At 77.1% G+C, this 21350-nt stretch carries 17 protein-coding genes and 1 pseudogene; 9 read left to right on the top strand and 9 right to left on the bottom strand.

Translation table 11 applies throughout. From position 1 onward, the window contains the following. Positions 1–8: 8 nt before the first annotated feature. From J0910_RS15070 to J0910_RS15060, 3 genes are all read right to left on the bottom strand, one after another. On the bottom strand, positions 9–1268 hold the full coding sequence (locus J0910_RS15070) for an APC family permease (protein ID WP_420159136.1): 1260 nt from the start codon (positions 1266–1268) through the stop codon (positions 9–11). A gap of 1516 nt (positions 1269–2784) precedes the next feature. Next, complete coding sequence (locus tag J0910_RS15065; protein WP_017591786.1) at positions 2785–3060, bottom strand: DUF1876 domain-containing protein; 276 nt, start codon at positions 3058–3060, stop codon at positions 2785–2787. 398 nt (positions 3061–3458) lie between these two features. Further along, positions 3459–4214: an SDR family oxidoreductase gene (locus J0910_RS15060; RefSeq protein WP_420159135.1), complete on the bottom strand. Its 756-nt coding sequence runs from the start codon at positions 4212–4214 to the stop codon at positions 3459–3461. Positions 4215–4375: 161 nt separating this feature from the next. On the opposite strand from J0910_RS15060, the gene J0910_RS15055 reads away from it, so the two are divergent. The 6 genes from J0910_RS15055 (at position 4376) to J0910_RS15030 (ending at position 11151) form a co-directional block, all read left to right on the top strand. Next, the gene (locus J0910_RS15055; RefSeq protein ID WP_420159134.1) at positions 4376–5002 is read left to right on the top strand and encodes a class I SAM-dependent methyltransferase; all 627 of its coding nucleotides are present in this window, start codon (positions 4376–4378) and stop codon (positions 5000–5002) included. A 108-nt stretch (positions 5003–5110) separates the two neighbouring features. Continuing rightward, complete coding sequence (locus tag J0910_RS15050; protein ID WP_017591789.1) at positions 5111–5689, top strand: TrmH family RNA methyltransferase; 579 nt, start codon at positions 5111–5113, stop codon at positions 5687–5689. A gap of 324 nt (positions 5690–6013) precedes the next feature. Continuing rightward, on the top strand, positions 6014–7405 hold the full coding sequence (locus tag J0910_RS15045; RefSeq protein ID WP_420159133.1) for a hemolysin family protein: 1392 nt from the start codon (positions 6014–6016) through the stop codon (positions 7403–7405). Next, positions 7402–8454, top strand: coding sequence for a hemolysin family protein (locus tag J0910_RS15040; protein WP_420159132.1), 1053 nt, complete (start codon positions 7402–7404; stop codon positions 8452–8454). Before J0910_RS15045 ends, J0910_RS15040 begins: the two co-directional genes overlap by 4 nt. Before the next feature lie 1424 nt (positions 8455–9878). Beyond that, on the top strand, positions 9879–10820 hold the full coding sequence (locus J0910_RS15035; protein WP_420159131.1) for a DMT family transporter: 942 nt from the start codon (positions 9879–9881) through the stop codon (positions 10818–10820). Between the two features lie 115 nt (positions 10821–10935). Next, complete coding sequence (locus J0910_RS15030) at positions 10936–11151, top strand: DUF4287 domain-containing protein (protein WP_420159130.1); 216 nt, start codon at positions 10936–10938, stop codon at positions 11149–11151. A 516-nt stretch (positions 11152–11667) separates the two neighbouring features. Here J0910_RS15030 and chrA read toward each other — a convergent pair. The 4 genes from chrA to J0910_RS15010 all read right to left on the bottom strand — a co-directional run bounded on the left by chrA (position 11668) and on the right by J0910_RS15010 (position 14803). Then, positions 11668–12888, bottom strand: a complete 1221-nt coding sequence (gene chrA, locus J0910_RS15025; RefSeq protein ID WP_420159129.1) for a chromate efflux transporter — start codon at positions 12886–12888, stop codon at positions 11668–11670. Positions 12889–13212: 324 nt separating this feature from the next. Next, complete coding sequence (locus J0910_RS15020) at positions 13213–13761, bottom strand: P-loop NTPase family protein (protein ID WP_420159128.1); 549 nt, start codon at positions 13759–13761, stop codon at positions 13213–13215. 131 nt (positions 13762–13892) lie between these two features. Further along, a complete protein-coding gene (locus J0910_RS15015) occupies positions 13893–14315 on the bottom strand; it encodes an organic hydroperoxide resistance protein (RefSeq protein WP_420159127.1) in 423 nt (140 codons plus the stop codon). 2 nt (positions 14316–14317) lie between these two features. Further along, positions 14318–14803, bottom strand: coding sequence for a MarR family winged helix-turn-helix transcriptional regulator (locus J0910_RS15010; RefSeq protein ID WP_420159126.1), 486 nt, complete (start codon positions 14801–14803; stop codon positions 14318–14320). 203 nt (positions 14804–15006) lie between these two features. Between J0910_RS15010 and J0910_RS15005 the strand changes: the two genes are divergently transcribed. Next, a complete protein-coding gene (locus J0910_RS15005; protein WP_420159125.1) occupies positions 15007–15249 on the top strand; it encodes a type B 50S ribosomal protein L31 in 243 nt (80 codons plus the stop codon). A gap of 24 nt (positions 15250–15273) precedes the next feature. On the opposite strand, the gene J0910_RS15000 is transcribed toward J0910_RS15005, so the two are convergent. Together J0910_RS15000 and J0910_RS14995 are read right to left on the bottom strand one after the other, a co-directional pair. Further along, a complete protein-coding gene (locus tag J0910_RS15000; RefSeq protein WP_420159124.1) occupies positions 15274–17661 on the bottom strand; it encodes a lysylphosphatidylglycerol synthase transmembrane domain-containing protein in 2388 nt (795 codons plus the stop codon). Positions 17662–17833: 172 nt separating this feature from the next. Continuing rightward, positions 17834–18994, bottom strand: a complete 1161-nt coding sequence (locus J0910_RS14995; RefSeq protein WP_420159123.1) for an EAL domain-containing protein — start codon at positions 18992–18994, stop codon at positions 17834–17836. A 312-nt stretch (positions 18995–19306) separates the two neighbouring features. Here J0910_RS14995 and J0910_RS14990 point away from each other — a divergent pair, with 312 nt between their 5' ends. Beyond that, positions 19307–19882, top strand: coding sequence for a GNAT family N-acetyltransferase (locus J0910_RS14990; RefSeq protein ID WP_420159122.1), 576 nt, complete (start codon positions 19307–19309; stop codon positions 19880–19882). A gap of 286 nt (positions 19883–20168) precedes the next feature. After that, positions 20169–21343, top strand: a pseudogene (locus J0910_RS14980) (helix-turn-helix transcriptional regulator). Positions 21344–21350: the final 7 nt, after the last annotated feature.

The raw sequence follows: 21350 nt of genomic DNA, 5'->3' as shown, positions 1-21350 counted from the left end.
GCCGGCCGTCAGCCGCCGCGGGCGTCCAGGGCGCGGACCAGCAGCCGGCCCAGCGCGCCGGCCGCGATCACCGCGAGGCCGGCGGCCACCAGGTGCAGCGGCAGGCTCAGCGCCAGCACCACGCACCCGCCCAGCCCGCCCAGCGCGATCAGCAGCGGCGGGCGGTTCTCCTCCGGCCCCAGCCGCAGCGCCGAGGCGTTGGCGATCGTGGAGTAGACCAGCGCGCCCAACGCGGCGAGCACGATCGCCGCACCGAGGTCGGCGACCAGCACCAGGACCAGGGCCGCCGCGCCCAGCAGCGGCTCCGCCAGGTAGGGGGCGCCCCTCCCGGTGCGCACCGCGGCCAGCGCGCGGGGCAGGTCTCCGGCCGACGCCATCTCCACCGCGGTGCGCGAGGCCCGCGGCAGCAGCGCCAGCAGGCCGCCCAGGCAGGCCAGGGCGGCGCCGGCCGCGACCACCGGGGCCAGGCCCGGCCGCCCCGAGGCGCGCACCAGGTCCAGCAGGGGCGCGGCGCCGGCCGCGAGCCGCTCGGGCCCCAGCACCGCCAGCGCCGCCAGGCACACCGCCATGTAGACCGCGAGCACCCCGCCGATGGACAGCGCGACCGCGCGGGGGACGGCGGTGCGGGGGTCGCGCACCTCGCCCTCGGGGGCGGCCGCCCGGGAGTAGCCGGTGAAGGCGAAGAACAGCATCCCGGCCGCGCCCAGCAGGCCGAAGGAGCCCGGCCAGGCCCCCAGGGAGAGGTTGCCGGGGTCGGCGGTGCCGCCCGCCGCGGCGGCGGCCACCGCCACGGCCAGCACCGTCACCGTGGCCGCCAGCAGCACCTTCGCGGCCCGGTCGGTGACCCGCAGGCCGAGCATGTTCAGGGCGGTCAGGGCCGCCACGGCGGCGGCCGCCGCCGGGCGCTCCCAGCCGGGGGCGGCGTAGGAGGCGAACGCCAGCGCCATGGCGGCGCAGGAGGCCGCCTTGCCGACCAGGAACGACCAGCCCGCGGTGTGCCCCCACAGCTCGCCCAGCCGCTCCCGGCCCCAGACGTAGGCGCCCTCGGGCTCGGGGTGGCGGGCGGCCAGCCGCGCCGAGCAGGTGGCGTTGCAGTAGGCCACGGCGGCGGCCAGCAGCAGCGCCACCGGCAGCCAGGGGCCGGCCCCGGCGGCCGCCGGGGCGAGCGCCGCGAAGGCACCGGCCCCGATCATGGCGGCCGCGCCGGCCGCGCTGAGGCCGGCGGTGCCCTGCGCGGGCCGGGCCTGCGGTCCGGTCGGAGTGGGCATCGGTCCCTCCTTGTGCGGTCGTCCTCGGACCCCCGTCGCGCCGCGCGGGCCGCCGGGGCCGGCGTGCGCCGGATTCGGGGGGTCTTCGGCCGGGGTGTCGTGCATCCGCCTACCCCGGGACCGCGGTGGCATGGGCGTGGAGTCGGCTGTCGCGCACCGGGTTCTGCACCGTCCTTCGTCGTTCGGTCCGGGCGGGCGCGGCCCCGAACGCAAAAAGCCCCGCCCCTGGGGGACGGGGGCCTCCGACCGGGCGGAGGCCGTGTCATCCGGGTGGCCGCGTCCTATCAGCCGAGTCTGCCCCACCGTGATCACCCGGCAGTGTAGGAGCGCCTTCCCGCGCGCGTCCACATTCGGCCGTTCGCGGAGCGGCGCCCGCCCTTCCGCGGGGCGGTACCGCCGCCGCCACCTGCACTCGCGCTCCCGGGCGCGCCGCGGGGGCCGGGCCGGTCGGCATTTCCCCTGGAGAGGGCGGGCGCCCGCGGGCGTGCACGGACCGTGTCGGGCCGCACCCGGGCGGGTCCGGCCGCCGCAGGCGCGCACCGCTCCGCGCCGCGCCGCCCCGGTCGCGGTCGGCCCCGCCCCCGTTTTTCCTCCTGCCCGGAACCGGCGCCCGGCCGGGCGCCCCCTGCACCGGGCCCCGCTCCGCCCGCGCGGCCGCCGGAGGGGCGGCCCCGGCCACCGCGCGCTCCGGGCAGGGCGGGACAGGGGCCGCCCTGCCCGGCGCCTCGGCGGGCCGACCGGTTGATCGGACGGCCCGGCCGCGGCCCCCCGGTTCCGGGCGCCGCCGCGCCCACCGGGCGGCCCCGCGAGCGGGGCGGGCCCGGCCCCGCCGTGGGAGACCGCGCGCAGTGAGGCGTTCTCCCGCAGCCGGTCGGCGATGCGGATGCGTTCGTTCCCGACCAGGTAGCGGCCGGACTCGTTCGGGGGCGCCCCCTCAGTGACGGGAGGCGCCCCGGAATGTCCGCCCGAGGGCACTCGTCCGTTCAGCCGCCTCCGCCCGGTTCGCCGGTCGACGCCGACGATCCGGCCGGCCTCGCGGACGGTCGTCCCTTTGCGCATGAGCTCAAGGGAGAGCCGGCGCTGTTCGGTTCTTGCCTGTTCGTCCCATCGTGGTTCGGGACCGCTGTTCATCGCTTCCCCAGGAGTCGGGTGCTGCGGCGAACGTTAGAACCCGGGGAGCGGCGGGGCGGCCCCTCGCCATGAAGGGCCCCGTGGGGCGGGCGGGGCCGGACCGGCGCGGATCCTCCCCTCGTTCCGCCGCCGCCTGCGGCCCGGAGGCGGGACCGTGCACATCGGGGCCCGCCCGGCCGGTCCGGGTCGGCGCCGGGGCCGGGGCCGGGGCCGGCGGCGGGCGGGCGCGTTCCGCGGCCCGGCCGCCGCCCCCTCCCCCGTTCCGGATCCGGCGGGGCGGTGCGGCGGCCTGCGGGCACGGGTGCCGCGCGCCGGGGACCGGCGCGCGGGTGCGGTCACCGGGCCCGGGGCGCGGGTGCGCGGCGGGACCGGTCAGGGGCCCGGGTCAGGGGCGCCAGGGAGTGCCGGTGTTGCCGGAGATGTCCTCGGCGGCCACCTGGCGGAGCTGGCGGGCGAGATCGGCCAGGGCCCGGGAGACGGCGAGCTCCTCGCCGATCTCGGGGGCCTCGGGGTCGGCCGGGTGCTTGCGGGCCATGCCCCGGCCGTGCAGGTCGGTTCCGCCCTCGGCGTGCAGACCGGCGTCCGCCCAGGTGTTGGCGGTGTCGCCGTCGGTCTCCTCGGAGAGCAGGATCTCGATGTTCCAGCGCTTCATGGTGTGCATCGTGGACCTCCTGGGACGCCCCGGGACCGGCCCCGGGGAGGATGCGGACTCGTGCGGAACGGGTCGGGGGGCTCGCTCCTGGGGGAGGTTCCGTCCGATGGCGGTGCCGGGCGCGGGGGTGCCGGGGTCCGGGCAGGGACGGGGGGAGGCGCCGCGGTGCGCATCAGGCTCACCCCCGTCGCTCCGAGGGAGGCGGCCGGCCGCCGCGGCCGGCCCTCCGCTCCGGAGCCGTTCGCGTTCTCGCGCGTCCGACCGGGCGCGGGTCCGGGGCCGTGGCCGCGCCGCCCCCGACCGGGGGCGGCCGCCCCGTTCCGGCGGCATCCGGTCGCTCCCATCATCCGTCTCCGCGGTGCCGAATGCAACGGGGGCCGGGGCGGCTCCCCGGCCCCGCCGGGGTGCTACTCCACGCCTGCGCCGAGCGTGCGGCCGCCGTCCAGGGTGTGGGTCTGGCCGGTGACCCAGGAGGCGTCGTCGGAGGCGAGGTAGGCGATGGCCGCGGCGATGTCGGCCGGGTCGCCCAGCCGGCCGAGCGGGTAGCCCTTGGTGACCTCCTCCTCGTTGTCGGCGTAGAGCGCGGTGGCGAAGGCGGTCTTGACGACGGCGGGGGCCACCGCGTTGACCCGGATCGAGGGGGCCAGCTCGTAGGCGAGCTGCTCGGTGAGGTTGATCAGGGCGGCCTTGCTCGCACCGTAGACCCCGATTCCCGGGGAGGGGTGCTGGCCGGCCAGCGAGGCGACGTTGACCACCGCGCCGCCGTGCTCCTTCATCCAGGCGTGGTAGGCGGCGGAGACCCAGGAGGCGGCGGCGATCACGTTGATCTCGAAGATCTTGGCCATGGCGGCGGGGTCGACGTTGACGATCGCGTCGAAGACGGGGTTGATTCCGGTGTTGTTGACCAGTACGTCGATCCGGCCGAAGGTCTCCAGGGTGCGGCGGACGACCTCGGCGCGGTGCTCGGCGTCGTGGGCCTTGCCGGCGATGCCCAGGGCGTGCTCGGGGCCGCCGAGTTCGGCGACGGCCTTCTCCAGGGGCTCGGGCTTGCGGGCGGTGACGACGGCGCGGCCGCCCTCGTCGACGATGCGCCGGGCGGCGGCCAGGCCGATGCCGCGGCTGGCTCCGGTGACGATGGCGACTCTGCCGGTGAAACGCTGCACTGGGCGGTCCTCTCTTGGCGCGCGGGGCGGGCGGGTGGTACCCGCCCCCAACGGTACCGACCGCTCGGTTTGTGGCGTGCGCCTCCCCCGCCCTCCGCGCCTCCGGGCGGGCGCGCACCGGTGCGGCCGGGCGGCTCCGCCCCTGGTGGTAGCGTCTTCGGGTGGCTCAGCACTACTTCGACTCCGACCCCGGGGCCGCCAGCCGCCCGGCGGCCGTCGACCTCGTCCTGCCCGACCTGCACCTGCGCCTGGGCACCGACCGGGGCGTCTTCTCCCCCGGCAAGGTCGACCTGGGCACCCGGGTGCTGCTGGAGTCGGCGCCGGCCCCGCCGGCCGAGGGCCGCCTGCTCGACCTGGGCTGCGGGTACGGGCCGATCGCGCTGACCATGGCCGCGCGGGCGCCCGGCGCCTCGGTGCTGGGCGTCGACGTCAACGGCCGGGCGGTGGCTCTGGCCCGGGCGAATGCCCGAAACAACCACCTTTCCAACGTAGATTTCCGACATGTCGACCCGGAGGGGCGGCCCGCGGACGGCACGCCCCCCGGCCCCGAGCAGGGCCCCTTCGACGCGATCTGGTCCAACCCGCCGATCCGGATCGGCAAGCCCGCCCTGCACGCCCTGCTGACCGCCTGGCTGGACCGGCTCTCCCCCGCCGGCACCGCCCACCTGGTCGTCCAGCGCAACCTGGGCGGCGACTCGCTGCACCGGTGGCTGGAGTCCGAGGGCCGCCCCACCGAGCGCGCCGCCTCCCGGGCCGGCTACCGGGTGCTGCGGGTGCGCCGCGGCTGACCTCCCCTTGCACCGCCCGGCCACCCTGCGGTTATCCTGTCTGGCGAAGCGCCGCGACCCAGCGGCCCCGACCGGCACCGCCGCACGAATACGAGGTACGCACACCAGGTGAGCACGCAGCTGCGCCCCACCGACGTCAAACGTCTCAACCGCCAGTGGCGCAGGCGCACCGAGGGCCGCGTCGCCCTCATCGCGGAATCCGTCACCCAGCCGTTCAACCTCGGCTCCGTGCTGCGAACCGCGGCCGTGTTCGGGGTGGAGACGCTGTGGCTGGCCGGCAACACCGCCGACCCCGCCCACCCCCAGGTCGGCAAGACCGCCCTGGGCTCGGAGCAGAAGATGCGCCTGGAGCGCACCCGCACCGCCGCCGAGGCCGCCGACGCCGCCCGCGCCGCGGGCTACCGGGTGGTCGCCCTCGAACTCGCCCGCGACGCCCTGCCGCTGCACGAGGCCGCGCTGGAGGGCGACGTCTGCCTGGCCATCGGCTCCGAGGACCACGGCTGCTCGCCCGCGCTGCTCGCCGCGGCCGACGCCGCCGCCTACATCCCGCAGATCGGCCGGGTCGGCTCGCTCAACGTCGCCGTCGCCGCCTCCATCGCCATCGCCGAGGTCCGGCGCCGCGAGTGGGCCGCCGCGCCCGCCGGCGACCCCGCCCTTCCCGCACCGGACGCCGCCGCAGGCGTCTGACCCGCTCCGACGCCCCTCCCCGCCCCTCCGGCGGGTGAGGCGTCGGCAAAACCCGGGGCGTTCGCGGTTGGAACCGCCGCTTCCGGGAATTTCCGAGGCCGCACAGGCGTATCTCCGTCGTACCCGATCAGAGAGAGGAACCGTGGACCCGTCCCGAAGTACCGGCAGCGCCCTGGAGATGGCAGGGCGCTGCAGTCCCGACCCCGAAGACCCGCCCTCACCATGGGGCGCGCGCGCCGGACATGACCGCTCCGAGGCCGCGCGCAGCGCCCTGAAGCGGCGGGCCCGCGCCCGCACCGCCCCCGCCTCCGGGGAGCGTGCGCGGTGAGCATCCTGCTGAACATCCTCCTCGGCGCGGTGGTGATCTTCCTGATCACCGTGGCGACGGGGTACTTCGTCGCCCAGGAATTCGGCTACATGGCGGTGGACCGCTCCCGCCTGAAGGCCCGCGCCGCCCAGGGCGACGCCGGAGCCCAGCGCGCCCTGGACATCACCAAGCGCACCTCGTTCATGCTCTCCGGCGCCCAGCTGGGCATCACCGTGACCGGTCTGCTGGTCGGTTCGGTGGCCGAGCCGATGCTCGGCCAGGGCGTGGGCGACCTGCTGGGGATCGCGGGCGTGCCGGCCGGCTTCGGCCTGGCCGTCGGCGCCGCCGTGGCGCTGCTCTTCTCCACCGTGGTCCAGATGGTCTTCGGCGAGCTGTTCCCGAAGAACCTGGCGATCGCCCGGCCCGAGCCGGTCGCCCGCTGGCTGGCCCTGTCCACCGGCATCTACCTGCGCCTGTTCGGCTGGATCATCCGGCTGTTCGACCAGGCCGCGGTGGTGCTGCTCAAGGCCGTGGGCATCCGCCCGGTGGAGGACGTGCAGCACGCCGCCACCCCGGCCGACCTGGAGCGCATCGTCGAGGAGTCGCGGGACAGCGGGGACCTGCCCGCGGAGCTGTCCACGCTGCTCGACCGGACCCTGGACTTCCACGACCGCACGGCCGGGCACGCGATGATCCCGCGCCCGCACGTGGACACCGTCCAGGCCGACGACCCGGTCATCCGGGTGGTGGAGCTGATGGCCGGCGGCCACTCCCGCTTCCCGGTGATGGGCGGCGACGTCGACGACATCGTCGGCGTGGTGTGCCTGCGCGACGTGCTCGCCCAGGGCGACGAGGCCGACCTGGGCACGGTGCGGGTGGCCGACGTGGCCCGCCCGGCGGTGCTGGTCCCGGCCTCCCTGCCGCTGCCCGACGTGCTGGACCGGCTGCGCGACTCCGGTGAGGAGTTCGCCTGCGTGGTCGACGAGTACGGCGGCCTGGCCGGCGTCATCACCACCGAGGACATCGCCGAGGAGCTGGTCGGCGAGATCGCCGACGAGCACGACCCGGCCGACGAGGGCGAGGCCCGCGTCACCGAGGACGGCGCCTGGCTGCTGCCCGGGGCCCTGCACATCGACGAGGTCGAGCGGCTGCTCGGGCACGACCTGCCCGAAGGCGACTACGAGACCGTCGGCGGGCTGGTCATCAGCGGGCTGCGGCGGCTGCCCGAGGACGGCGACCGGATCGAGGTGGCGCTCCCCCGCCACCCCGGCGCCCCCGAGGACGACCCCGAGCGCTCGGTGGCGCTCACCGTCGAGGGGGTCGACCGGCACGTGCCCGAGACGGTCCGCCTGGAGCTGCACGAGGCCCCGGCCGATGAGAGCGAGCAGTCGCGGGAGGTGAGCGCATGAGCGACATGAACCCGCTTCTCGCGATGGTGATCTCGGTCGGGCTGATCGCGCTGAGCGCGTTCTTCGTGGCCATCGAGTTCGCCCTGGTGGCGGCGCGCCGCTACCGGCTGGAGGAGGCCGCCGAGACCAGCATGTCGGCGCGGGCCGCGCTGCGCAGCGCGCGCGACCTGTCGCTGCTGCTGGCCGGCTCCCAGCTGGGCATCACGCTGTGCACGCTGGCGCTGGGCGCCATCACCAAGCCGGCGGTCAAGCACCTGCTGGAGCCGGTGCTGTACGGGTGGATGCCCGACGCGGTCGCCGCGGCGCTGGCGTTCGTGCTGTCGCTGGTGGTCGTCACCTTCCTGCACCTGGTGGTCGGGGAGATGGCGCCGAAGTCGTGGGCGATCTCGCACCCGGAGAAGTCGGCGACGCTGCTGGCGATCCCGATGCGGGCGTTCATGTGGCTGACCCGCCCGCTGCTGGTGGTGCTGAACGGGATGGCCAACTGGTGCCTGCACCGGGTGGGGGTGAACGCGGTCGACGAGGTGGCCTCCGGGCACAACCCCGACGACCTGCGCGAGCTGGTGGACCACTCGGCCAAGGCCGGCGCGCTCGACGAGGAGCGCCGGGACCAGCTGGCCAGCGCCCTGGAGGTCAACTCCCGGCCGCTGCGGGAGATCACCACCCCGCTGGTCGAGCTGGCCGGGGTCGGCCCGGACGCCTCCCTGGGGGACGTCAAGCGGGTCTCCCGGGACTCGGGCCACCTGCGGCTGGTCGTCCTGGACGAGCACCGGCCGCTGGGCGTGGTGCACGTCCGCGATGCGCTGACCAGCCCCGAGGGGACCACCGCCGCCGACCTGATGCGGCCGGTGCCCACCCTGGGGGCCGATACGCCGATCTATGCGGCGCTGAGCATCATGCGGGAGAGCCGCAGCCACCTGGCCCTGGTCGAGGAGGCCGGCGCCGAGCCCGGCGCCGCCGAGCCGCCCCGCGGCCGCCCGTCCCTGGTCGGCCTGGTGACCATGCAGGACATGATGGACCGCCTGCTGCTCATCGAACCGCGCGCCTGACCCGCGCCCGCGAGCGCCCCCGCCCCTTCCCCGGGCGGGGGCGCTCCGCGTTTCCGGGCCCGGAACCGGCACCGGCGGAGGAAGGGCCGGGGCTCGGGAGTCGGCCGGGTACGGCATCCCGCGGGGTCAGGGTCAAAGCAGGCGGCGACGGCAGAGGTGGGAGCGGGGTACAGGCCCCATCCGGGCACAGGGCCCCCACGGGGTGAAGGTTTCAGGCCGGCGGCGACGGCAGAGGTGGGGGCGTGGCCGGGCGCCCCACCCGAGTGCGGCGCCCCACGGGGTGAAGGTTCAAGCGGGCGGCGACGGCGGGAGCGGGCGCGGGCCGGCGGTCGTGTGCGGCGGGGCGGCCAGGCGGCGGGATCGCCGCGCCCGCGTCGCCGCCCCTCCCCCAGGGGCCCGGACCAGGGGGTCGGCCGCGAGCACCGAAACCCCTGACCTGGGCGAACACGCACAGTGAAGGGTGAGGGGGTGCGCCCTGCGCACCTTCGCGCCGCCCGGATGACGCCGGGGCGCGCATCCCGGCCCGGATCGGCCCCTGACGGGCCCGGATCGCCCTGTTCCGGGGGTGCTTCGGGGGTTCGGGGCGCCCGGAAGGCGGGAAAGCGGGTGCCGGAACCCGGAAGCAGGCGGCGAAAGGGCGCAGCACTGCCTCCGTCCCGCCCGAGACCCCGTTTTCACCACTCTGAGTAATCGACAAAGGGGTAGGAAGGGCTTCGGGGCTTGCTACTCGCGCGTAGGCGTCACCCGGGGCGACGCGGAGGCGCGCAGGGCCGCCCATCCCGCCCGCTCGCCACCAGAAACCCGACATATAGGGCATTCCTTCTGCCCGCAGCCCGGGCCCTTCCCGCCCTCGCCGCCCGCTCGAGCCCCCGCCCTGCGAGGCGCCGCGTCCGAGTGGGGCGCCCGACCCCGCCCCCACCGCTGTCGTCGCCGCCGGCCTGAACCCCCGCCCCGCGGGCCCCGCACCCGGCCGGGGCCTGCGCCCCGTCCCTACCTCTGCCGTGCCGCCGGCCTGAAACCTGCACCCCGTGAGGCACCGCGCCCGGCCGAGACGCCCGGCCCCGCTCCCCCGCTGCCGTCGCCGCCGCTTGAGCCTGCACCCTTTGAAGCGCTGCACCCGGCCGATACCCGCCCCCGCGCCCGCCTCCGCCGGCACCGCGCGGAGCCGACCGCGCACCCGCCGACCTCTCGGCCCGGCCGGCCCGACCGACACGGCCGGCTGAGCCACCTGACGCGGCTGAAGGCCGGGATGCGCTTCCGCCGGCCGGGAAGAGCATCCGTCTTCCGCCGGCCGGGGGCGAGGACTTCGCGCATCCGGGCCCGGGGCCTTTCGAGGCGGCCCAGTTCACCGGGAGCACGGTGTGCCCCGTTCGCCGGGAATGGGATGATTCCGGGGTCGTCGGAACAGCGGAAGGACGGGGAACGTGGCCCAGCGCAGCGGGGACCGGATGTGGGCGGTGGCGGCGGCCGCCGGGCTGTGGGGGACGTCCGCGCTGATGCGCGAGCCGCTGTCGGCGGTGATGCCCGCCCCCTCCATCGTCTTCTACGAGCACCTGATCATCGCGCTCTGCCTGTCCCCGTGGGCGGTTCCGGCCTTCCGGGAGCTGGCGCGCTCGGGCGCGCGGACCATCGTCGCGATGGCGGTGGTCGGCGGCGGCTCCTCCGCCCTGGCCACCACCCTGTTCACCCTGGCCTTCACCACCGGCGACCCGATCACCCCGCAGGTGCTGCAGAAGCTCCAGCCGCTCTTCGCGATCCTGCTCGCCGTGCTGCTGCTGGGCGAGCGGCTCCGCCCCCGGTTCGCGCTGTACGCGCTGCCCGCCCTGGCCGGCGCCTGGCTGCTGGCCTTCCCCGACCCCCTCTCGGTGACGCTGGGCAGCGCCAAGGCCGCGGCGCTGGCGCTGGGCGCGGCCGCGCTGTGGGCCGGCGGCACCGTGCTCGGGCGGCTGGCCGGCACCACCATGGCCTTCATGCACGTCACCACCGCGCGGTTCTGCATCGCGCTGCCGGTCGCCCTGGCGATCTCGCTGGCCACCGGCTCCTCCCTGGCCCTGGACCCGGCCCGGATCCCGATGCTGGCCGCCCTGGCCCTGGGCCCCGGCCTGCTGGCGCTCTCCCTGTACTACTGGGGGCTCGGCCGCACCGCCGCCAGCCGCGCGACCCTGGCCGAGCTGGCCTTCCCGCTGGTGTCCGCGCTGGTCGGGGTGGCCTTCCTGGGGGCCGAGCCGGCCTGGTCGCAGTGGCTGGGCGGCGCCGTGGTGCTGGTGTCGGTGACCGCGATGGCGCTGTCCCGGGGCAGCGAGGCGCCCGGCGGGGTGCAGGCCCCTCCCACCGAGCAGGGGGCGCCCGCCTCCCCGGCGCGCTGAGGCCCCGCGGGCGCCCGTTCTGTCGCACCGGGTGCGTAATGTCCGGGGTGTTCGACCGACCGCGCCCCGCCGGGGCCGGTCCGAGGCCGTCCCCCGGACGGATGGAGGCACCCCCATGACCGCTGCCGTGAAGGGCCCGGCGAGCTACTTCCCCTCGATCGAGAAGAAGTACGGGCGCCCGGTCGCAGAGTGGCTGGAGCTCATCCGCTCCTCGCCGCTGACCGGGCACATGGAGCTGGTCTCCTGGCTCAAGAGCGGGCACGGAATGGGGCACGGGCACGCCAACGCCCTGGTGGCGCACGTCCGCGCGGAGGACTCCGGGGCGGCGTGAGGACGGCTCCCCCGCAGGGCCGGGGGGAACCCCCGGGAGGCGCTCCCCTGCCGCCCCTTCACCTGCGGGGCCTCCGCCCTCTCCGCCGTCCCGGCCGGCTGCTCCGGCGGCCTTTCCGCTGATGGTGCCGCCTCCCCTCGCCGGAGCGGTCCTCAGAGGCCGTCGGCTGTCCGGCCGGTCACCCGGGTGATGCCGCCTCGCGCTTCCCCGCCCACCCGGCCGGCCCGCACCCAAGGCGCACGCCACCCGCCACAGGGCCCGCCCCCGCGAAACCTCCCCCGCAGCGGCCCCGGCGGCACCGGGCCCCGGGGCGGCGGGCGACCGCGCGGGCCGCGCGCCGCCCCACTTCCGCGTTGATCTTGGAGTTGCGGGCCCATCAGAGCGCTCTGATGGGCCCGCAACTCCAAGATCAACGGGGCGGTGCCGCAGGCGGCCGGGGAGGCGCGGCGGCGCTCCGCCGGAACCGCCCTTGCGGGGAGCCGGACCGGGCGATCGCCGTCCGCCCCCGGTGGCCCCTCACAGCACCGCGAAACCCACCGCGCCGGCGGCGAGGACCACCGCCCAGGCCGGTGCCCGCCACACCGCCAGCGCCGCGAAGGCCACCGCCGCCACCGCCATGGTCCGGGCGGAGGTGACCCCCTCGGTGAACACCGGGTCGTAGAGGGCGGCGCCGAGCAGTCCGACCACGGCCGCCCCGGCGCCGGCCATCGCGCCCCGTGCCCAGGCCGCCGCGCGCAGCCGCTCCCAGAACGGGAGCACCCCCGCGACCAGCAGGGCCGAGGGGGCGAAGACCGCGAGCAGCGCGATCGCCGCACCGGCCACGGGGCTTCCGGCGACCGGCATCAGCGCGCCGAGGTAGGCGGCGAAGGAGAACATCGGGCCCGGCACCGCCTGGGCCGCGCCGTACCCGGCGAGGAAGGACTCCCGGTCCACCATGCCGGTGCCGGTGAACTCCGCCTGCAGCAGCGGCAGCACCACGTGGCCGCCGCCGAAGACCAGCGCCCCGGACCGGTAGAACCCGTCGGCCAGTCCGATCGCGGGGGCGGGGACCGCCGCGGCCAGCACCGGAAGCCCGCCGAGCAGCAGCGCGAAGGCGCCCAGGCAGGCCAGGGCGGTCCGGCGGCCGACCGGGGACGCCGGACCGCCCTCCGCGCCGCCGGCTCCGGGGGCCTCGGGGGCGCGCAGCCACAGCAGCCCGGCCGCGGCGCCCAGGGCGATCGCCGCGAGCTGGCCGACGGCGGAGGGCAGCAGGAGGGCCGGCACCATGGCGCCCACCGCGACCGCGGCCCGCCGACGGCCCGAGGCCAGGCCGGCGGCCATGCCCAGCAGCGCGTGGGCGACCACCGCGGCGGCGGCCGCCTTCAGTCCGGCGGCCCACCCGGCGCCCTGGACGTCCAGCGCCTGCGCGCCGAGGGCGAAGGCGGTCATCAGCACCGCCGAGGGCAGGGTGAACGCGGCCCAGGCCGCCGCCATCCCGGCGAACCCGGCGCGGCGCAGCCCGATGGCCATGCCGACCTGGCTGGAGGCCGGACCGGGCAGGAACTGGCAGAGCGCGACCAGGTCGGCGTAGGCCTGCTCGCCGATCCAGCCGCGGCGGGCCACGAAGGCGTCCCGGAAGTAGCCCAGGTGCGCCACCGGCCCGCCGAAGGAGGTCAGTCCCAGCCGGAGGAAGGCGGCGAACACCTCGGCTGCGGTGCCCCGCGGCGCTGCGGGGGGCGGGGGCCCGGTTCCGCTCATCCCGGCGCCCTGCGGCGGTGCGGGGGCGGTGCTGGGGTCATCGGCGGGCTCCTCCGGTGCGCCCGCCGCGGGCAGGGGCGGGCCGTTCCGCGAGGCTACCGGTGCCGCGCGGCGCAGAGGTGAACGGACACCGGCGCTCCGCGGACCCTCGGGGGGCGGGCGCGGGCCCCGGCGAGGGTCGGGAGAGGGAGGGGACGGTGCCGGGGTTCGGCGGAGGCGGACGGTGCCGGGGTTCGGCGGAGGCGGGCGGTGCCGGGTCGGCGGTGTGCCGGGGGGCGCTCCGCCGCCGGAGGGCGCGGGCCTCCCCGCCGATGGCGGGCGGGGTCAGCGCCAGCCGACCGCGTCCAGGACCGCGGCGGCGGTCTCGGCGGCGGTGCGGGAGCCCGTCTCCACCTCGCTGCCGGCGATCCCGGCGCGGTCCAGGACGGCGTCGAGCTCCGCGTGCCGGTCCAGGTGCCAGTGGAGGCCGTCCGGGTCGCCGCGGTGGCGGTGGGCCAGCCGGCGGCGGAGCTCACCGGGGCCGGTGCGCAGCCGGCAGACGGCCAGGCCGGTGCCGACCGCCTCGCGGCAGCGCCGCAGCTCCCCGGGGGTCTCCACGACTCCGGCGAGGATCAGCCGCCGGGCCCCGGCCTCCCGGTGGCCGGCGGCGACGCAGCGCAGGTTGCGCATGAGGAGGCCGAAGTTGAACCGGTCGCCGGCGGGGGCGGGCCAGAACCGGCAGAGCTCGTCCAGGTCGATGACGGCGTGCGCGATCCCGGCCTCGGCGAGCAGTCCGCCCGCGGCCTCGGCGGTACTGGTCTTGCCGGCTCCGACGGTGCCGGTGATCAGCAGGGCGGGCGGGACGGGGCGCTCTGCGGAGGGGGCGCCGGGCACGGGGCCTCCCGGTGGTCCGGCGCTCGGTCGGGCGGTCTCCGGCCGGTTCCCCGGTGCCGCGCGCCGGTCTGCGGCGCCGGGGGCCGGCCGGATGCGGGCGCTCCGCATCCGGCCGGAAGGGGCGGGGAGGGTCAGCCGGCCAGCGCGGTGACCGTGACGTCGATGTTGCCGCGGGTGGCCTTGGAGTAGGGGCACATCTGGTGGGCGGCGTCCACCAGCTTCTGCGCGGAGGGCTGGTCCTGGCCGGGGATGGTGACGGTCAGCTCGACCGACAGGCCGAACCCGTCGTCGCCCTTGGCCAGGGAGACCGCGGCGGAGACGGTGGAGTCGGCGGCGTCGACCTTGTTCTGCCGGGCCACGTTCTTCAGCGCGCCGTGGAAGCAGGCCGCGTAGCCGACGGCGAAGAGCTGCTCGGGGTTGGTGCCCGGGCCGTCGTCGCCGCCCATGCCCTTGGGGACCGACAGCTCGACGTCGAGGCGGCCGTCGTCGGTGCTGCCGCGGCCCTTGCGGCCCTCGCCCTGGACGCTGGCCTTCGCGGTGTAGAGAACGCTCATGTTCACTCCTCGTGGCGTGGTGGTCGCGCCGCCTCCGCGGAGGCGGCGCCGGTGAGCGAGGCGGTGATCCCTTCCAGGCGTTCGCGCAGGTCCCGTGCGTCCTCGGCGGACAGGCCGGCCGAGCACAGCAGCCGCTCGGGGATGCCGTCGGCGCGTTCGCGCAGCCGCGCGCCGCGCTCGGTGGGCACCGCCCGGACCACCCGCTCGTCCTCGGTGGAGCGCTCCCTGCGCACCAGGCCGGCCGCCTCCAGGCGGCGCAGCAGCGGCGAGAGGGTGCCCGAGTCCAGGTGCAGGGCGGTGCCCAGCTCCTTGACCGGGACGGCGCCCCGCTCCCACAGCACCAGCATCACCAGGTACTGCGGGTAGGTCAGGCCGAGGTCGGCGAGCAGTTCGCGGTAGAGCCCGGTGAACGCCCGCGACGCCGAGTACAGCGCGAAGCAGAGCTGGTTGTCCAGCGAGAGCGCGTCGCTCCCGTACTCGTCGTGCACGTCAGGGTCCTTCCTCGTTCGCCGATGAACCTAGCATATTAGGTTGTACGCAATCTAGTTGTACAAAACTTGTTTTTCGGGGATCCGCCGCACGGCCGAACGGGAATGAAAACGGTTTTCGTTGGCTTGTAGAGTACGGGCAGACGTCGGGAGACCGACCCCCGACCGGGCGCCGCCGGGCGCCCGCCCAGCGAGGAGGCAGCATGAAGAAGGACATCCACCCCGACTACCAGCCGGTGGTCTTCCGCGACAAGGCCGGCGACTTCGCGTTCCTGACCCGCTCGACCGCCACCTCCGAGGAGCGCATCACCTGGGAGGACGGCCGCAGCTACCCCGTCATCGACGTGGAGGTCTCCAGCGCGTCCCACCCCTTCTACACGGGGAAGGGGCGCGTGGTGGACACCGCAGGGCGCGTCGAGCGGTTCCGGCGCCGCTACGGCGGCTGAGCACCGGCCCGCGCCGGGGCGGGGTCAGATCGCCTTCCACCGCTGCAGCAGGTGGAAGGCGCCCCACCCCGGCAGCACCGGGAACCAGAACGTCAGCACCCGGAACAGCAGCACCGCGGGCAGCCCCACCGCGACCGGCACCCCGGCCACCGTGGTCAGGCCGGTCAGCAGCGCCGCCTCCACCGCGCCCAGCCCGCCCGGGGTCGGCGCGGCCGACCCGATCGCGTTGCCCGCCAGGAACACCACCGCCACCGCGGCGATCCCCGCCTCGCCCCCGAACGCCGCCACCGAGAAGTACAGGGCCAGCACGAAGAAGACGGTCAGCAGCAGCGTGCCGCCCACCCCCATGGCCAGCCGCTGCGGCCGCTGCAGCAGGTCCAGCAGCTGCGGCAGCACCCCGCTGAAGTACGGCCGCACCCGCTCCAGCACGAACGCGCGCAGCGCCGGCACCAGCAGCACCGCCGCCGCCACCGCGACCACCGCCACCACCAGGCCGATCAGCGTCCCCGACGGCGAGAAGTCGGTGAACCGCCCGGTCCCGGTGATGTAGGCGCAGAACAGCAGGATCGGCACGTGCGTGATCAGGCCGACCGCCTGGGACAGCCCCACCGCCGAGACCGCCAGCCCCGGCGAGGCGCCCTGGCAGGCGACGTAGCGGGTGTTCAGCGCCAGCGTGCCCAGCCCGGCCGGCGCCGCGATCCGGATGAACGACCCGGCGTACTGCACCAGCACCGTCATGCCCAGCGGCAGCCGGAACGGGACGAACCCCATGAGCGCCAGCGCGGCCGCGAGCATGCACCCGGTGGCCGCGGCGAACGCCGCCCCCGCCCAGGCCGGGTCGGCCGCGGCGATGGTGGACAGGTCCACGCCGGCCAGCTGGTTGGCGAGCACCAGGCCCACCACGGTGGCCACCGCGAAGCTGAGCACCGTGCGCGGCCGCATCCGCTCCAGGCGGGCCGGGCGGGCCGGCGCCTCCGGCGCCAGCCCGATGATGCGGGTGCGCAGCTCCCCTAGGACCTCCCCGCGGCCCCGCAGCCGGCCGCGCAGCCCGAACGGCAGCGCCGCGGGCTGCAGCAGCGGCAGCACCGCCGCCACCGCCTCCAGGCCCTGCACCCTGACCGCCGCGTCCACCGCCCGCTCGGCGCCCACCCGCAGCGCCAGCAGGGTCAGCAGCGCCGCGCAGTCCAGCGAGGCCTTCAGCGGCGGGGCGGCCACCGCCCCCGAGGACAGGCCGGTGAAGGCCGGGCGCCCGCCCAGCGTCCAGCCCACCGTGTCGCCGTTGAGGGAGCCGTGCGCGATCCGGTGCCGGTGGAGCAGGCCCAGCTCCTCCCAGAGCCCGTCCAGGACCGGTCCGGTGAGCTCACCGGTGTCGGCCTCGTCCAGGGTGCGCAGCCGCATGTGCTCGGTGACCAGCGCCGCGGCGCCCGCCCCCGGCTCGCCGATGGCCGCGATCCGCGGCACCGCCGCCCCCGCGGCCCGCGCCGCGAAGGACATCAGCGCGGCGTGCTCCAGGCGCCGGCCCAGGCTCAGCATCAGCGGCGGGGCGACCGGGCCGCGCAGCAGCGCCACCCGCACCAGGCGCTTGAGCACCCGCGGGGTGTCGTCGGCGCGCAGCAGCACGATGTCCAGCCGGCGGTCCGGCAGGTCGGCGGTGAACCTCAGGTCGCCTTCGCCGTCGGTGCCGGCCGGCTCCAGCGCCAGCGGCTCCAGGCCGAACCGGCGCAGCTCGCGCAGGAGCGCCTCGGCCAGCGAGGCCGGCCGGGAGGCGCCGACCGCGTACCCGGCCAGGGCCGCCCCGGTCGCGCCGACCAGCGCGGTCAGCGCCAGCGCCGGCACCGTGGAGAACCCGGACAGCAGCACCGACAGGGCGGTCACCGCGATCCCGCTCCACAGCGCGGTGCGCAGCCGGCGCACCCGCACCGCGCCCAGCGCGGCGACGTAGCCGATCGCGGCCGCCAGGTAGGCGTGCAGCGGCGAGCTGAGCGGGCCCGCCTCGACCGTCCCGGTGAGCAGCTCCGGGGGCCCGCCGGGCCCCGACACCGCCAGCACCGCGGCGTTGACCGCGCCCGCGCCGCCGTAGCCGAACGCCGCCGCGGCCAGCCCGCGCAGCAGGTCCCGGAAGGCCCCGCGGACCATCCGCTCCACCGCGACCACCGCGGCCAGTACCAGCACCGCGATGTTGGACACCGCCGCCACCAGCGCCAGCAGCGACGGCGGCAGCAGCGCGCGCAGCTCCTCCGGTGCCGCCGGGTCGCTCGGGTCGGCCCCCATCGCGACCACCGCCGGCACCGCCAGCAGCAGGACCGTCCCCGCCGCCGCGACCAGCAGGTCGGCCGGCCTCCGGTTCCCCGCCCGGATCCCCCCCAGCGACTCGCCCGCGCCCCGTCTCGGCCCCTCTGATTCCGCTCTCACTCCCCCAGACTGCCGCACCCCGGAGGAGACCCGCGCCAACGGCCCGCCGCGCGCCCGGCCTGCCGGGGCCCGGCGGCCGGGGACGGCGTTCAGGGCGCCCGCGGCCCGGTCCCGCACCGCCCCATCGCGGCCGGGGGCGCCCCTCCCCGCCGAAGGGCCGGAGGGCGGGCGCTCAGTGCCCGGACAGCGCCGAGATCAGGTCGCCCACGTGCACGACCCCGGCGACCTGGCCGAACTCGTTGACCGCCACCAGGTCGTCGTAGACCCGGTCGCCCGAGGCGCCCGCCTCGCGGAGCGCGACCAGCGCCGGGGCGTGCCGGGGGATCGTCCGCGGCGGGTCGGCCAGGCGCTCGGCCGGGCGGCCCGCGTGCAGGGCGTGCCCGTAGGGCCCGGTCACCGCCAGCAGGAACCTCGACCGGTCCAGCACCGCCGCCGGGCGCTCCCGGTGGTCGATCAGGATGACGCTGTTCAGCGCCGGGTCGTTGGTGAAGACCTCCAGCACCGCCTGCGCCGTGGCGTCCAGGGGCATGTCCGCGGGCGGCCGGATGAACTCGGTGACCCGCGGCCCGGCGTTCAGGTCCGGTCCGCCCTCCCGCACCGGCATCTCCGGGATCTGGCGGACCCGCACCCCCGGCGCCCACCCCTCGTCGGCGAAGAGCGGGCCGCTGCCCAGGCGCACCCCCGCGTCGCGCAGCGCCGCCAGCTGCTCGGCCGTGGACACCCCCGCCGCCAGCGGGAACACCCCGCCGCCGCGGCCGATCCGGGCCAGCCCCTCCACCTTCGCCGTCCGCCGCTCGTCCCCGGGCAGACCGGCCACCGTCTCCGGGGAGAAGCGGAACAGGAACGGCTCCATGTCCAGGATCAGGTCCGGGGAGAGGACGTCGGTGCCGAAGGCGCAGCGGAAACCGGCGCCGCGCACGTGCCGCACCGCGCGCACCACGTCCGGGCGGCCCAGGTCGGCGAGGTCGGCGCCGAGCATCAGGGTGACGTCGCGGGGCCGGCGGCCGGACCGGCGCAGCGCGGTCTCCAGCAGCGCGGGGACCTGCGGGCTCGCCGCGGCGGCCGCGGCGGGCACCGGCAGCACCAGGGGCAGCAGCGGCTCCTGCGCGGCGACCCTGCGCCCCACCGCGGCGAGGCGCTCGGCCTCCGCGGAGGCGTCGAGCGGGCCGCGCGCGGCGGCGGGCAGCGTCGCCTCCACGGCGAGCACCGCCCCGGACTCCAGGTCGATCACGGGGCTCAGTACGGGCGTCTGCGTGGCGTCGGGCGATGCCTGGGCGGACGGCGGAGGTTGCGGCCGTGCATGCGGCAGCGCCGACGGGGGCGGGGTGGACACGCGCCCATCCTCCCCCGGCGCCCCTCCCCCGTCACGGGTCTCCCGGCAGAGTTCAACCGCCCCTGGCCCACTGTTCAACGGCTGCTCAACCCCGTACCTCCGGTGTTTCCGCACCGTATCGCCCTGCCGGCCGGCCGTGGCCGGTTGAGGACACGCTCCGTTCACCGCGGAGGGCGCGGCGGCCCCGCCCCGGACGGCCATTACGGTCATGCCGCCACCGCGCCGCCGAGCGGTCCTTGCCGGACGGGCCCCGGCCGGTGCGTTACCGTTCGCCACGACCGCCGACCGAGCATCGACGGAGGAACCGCGGCGATGGAGGAGACGGGCATGACGGTGTTCCTGGAGACCGAGCGCATGGTGCTGCGCCGGTTCACCGAGAACGACGACGGGCTGCTCTTCGGCCTGGACGCCGACCCCGAGGTGATGCGCTACCTGACCGGAGGCCGCCCCACCCCGCGCGAGGAGGTGCGGGAGCGGATCCTGCCCGCGATGCTGGGCTGGTACGAGCGCTCCTCCGACCGGGGGTTCTGGGCCGCCCAGACCCGGGAGGGCGGCTTCCTCGGCTGGTTCCACCTGCGCGAGCCCACCGGCGCCGACCCCGACCAGCCCGAGCTGGGCTACCGGCTGCGCCGCTCGTCCTGGGGCCGGGGCTACGCCACCGAGGGCTCCCGGGCGCTGGTCTCGGCCGCGTTCGCCGACCCGGCGGTGCCCCGCGTGTTCGCCCGCGCCATGGCGGTCAACGCCGGCTCCCGGCGGGTGATGGAGAAGGCCGGGATGCGCCTGGTCCGCACCTTCAACGAGGGCGGCCACCCCATCGCCGGCTCCGAGCACGGCGACGTGGAGTACGCCATCACCCGGCCGGAGTGGGAGCGGGCCTACCGGCTCTGACCGGGCCCGGCCCCCTCCCCCCCCGATGATCTTGACGTTGCGGGGGTGTCAGAGCGCTCTGACACCCCCGCAACGTCAAGATCATCGCCCTGGGGCGGGACCGCCGCCCACCGCTTCCCCGGGAGCCGGGCTCCGGGCCGGCGCATCGGCGGCCCCTCGGAGCCGCAGGCGTCCGGAACCAGGGTCCCGGGAAGGCACCGCATGGGCGCGTCCGGGGACCGCTCCGGCGCCCGCCGCCCGCCCCTTCCTGACAGCACCTGTCAGGATCCCGCCGCATACTGGGGGCATGCGCGCCGACCGGCTCCTCTCCTTCCTGCTCCTGCTCCAGAACCGGGGCCGGATGACCGCGGCCGAACTCGCCGAGGAGCTGGAGTGCTCCGAGCGCACCGTCTACCGCGACGCCGAGGCGCTGGGCGCCGCAGGCGTGCCGCGATCTACGCCGACCGGGGCACCGGCGGCGGCTACCGGCTGATGGAGGGCTACCGGACCCGGCTCACCGGGCTCACCGAGGGCGAGGCCGACTCGCTCTTCTTCACCGGCCTGCCCGGCCCCGCGGACTCCCTGGGGCTGGGCTCGGAGCTGGCCCTGGTCCGGCTGAAGCTGCTCGCCTCGCTCCCCGGCGAGCTGCGGGAGCGCGCCGAGCGGGTCGGTACGCGCTTCCACCTGGACGCCACCGCCTGGTGGCGCAGCCCCGCCGCCACCCCGCACCTGGCGGCGCTGGCCGCCGCGGTCTGGCGGGAGCGCACCGTGGAGATCGGCTACCGGCGGTTCGACGGGAGCACCGTGCTGCGCACCGTCGACCCGCTGGGCATCGTGCTCAAAGGCGACACCTGGTACGTCCTGGCCCGCCCGGCCCCCGCCGCCGGCCCGGCCGGCTCCCGGGCCGGGGCCGCGCCCGGGGCGGAGCGCGCGGGCGGGCCGCCCGGGCGGCGGAGGACCGGCGAGCAGCGGGATTCGGACCGGCAGGTGCGCACGTACCGCGTCGACCGGATCACCGAGTTCACCGACACCGGGGCGGCCTTCACCCGCCCCGACGGCTTCGACCTTCCCGCCCTGTGGGCCGCCTGGGCCGAGGAGTTCGAGGCCTCCCGGTACACCCTGCGCACCCGGGTCCGCCTCACCGACCGCGGGCTGCGCCTGCTGCCCGCGCTCTCCTCGCAGCGCACCGCCGCGGGCGCCGGGACCGCGCGCCGCTGCGCCGACGGCCGGCACGAGGCCGACCTGGTGGTGGAGTCCGTCCCCATCGCCGTGCACGAGTTCTCCGCCTACGGGGCCGACCTGGAGGTCGTCGACCCGCCGGAGCTGCGCACCGCCCTGGCCGAGCACCTGCGCGCGGCCGCCGCCCGCTACGCCCCCGGCGCGGCCGCCGAGGAGCGCGCCGCCGGGGCCGCACCCCCGGAGCCGCCCCACGGCCGGCCTCCGCCGGACTCCCCCGCCGGCACCCCGGAGAGAGCGGTTTGACCCTCCA

It is taken from the genome of Nocardiopsis oceanisediminis (assembly GCF_048595525.1).
Lineage (GTDB): Bacteria > Actinomycetota > Actinomycetes > Streptosporangiales > Streptosporangiaceae > Nocardiopsis_A > Nocardiopsis_A oceanisediminis.
Note: the sequence above shows the minus strand (reverse complement) of the source record. Positions and strands in the feature narration are given on the sequence as shown.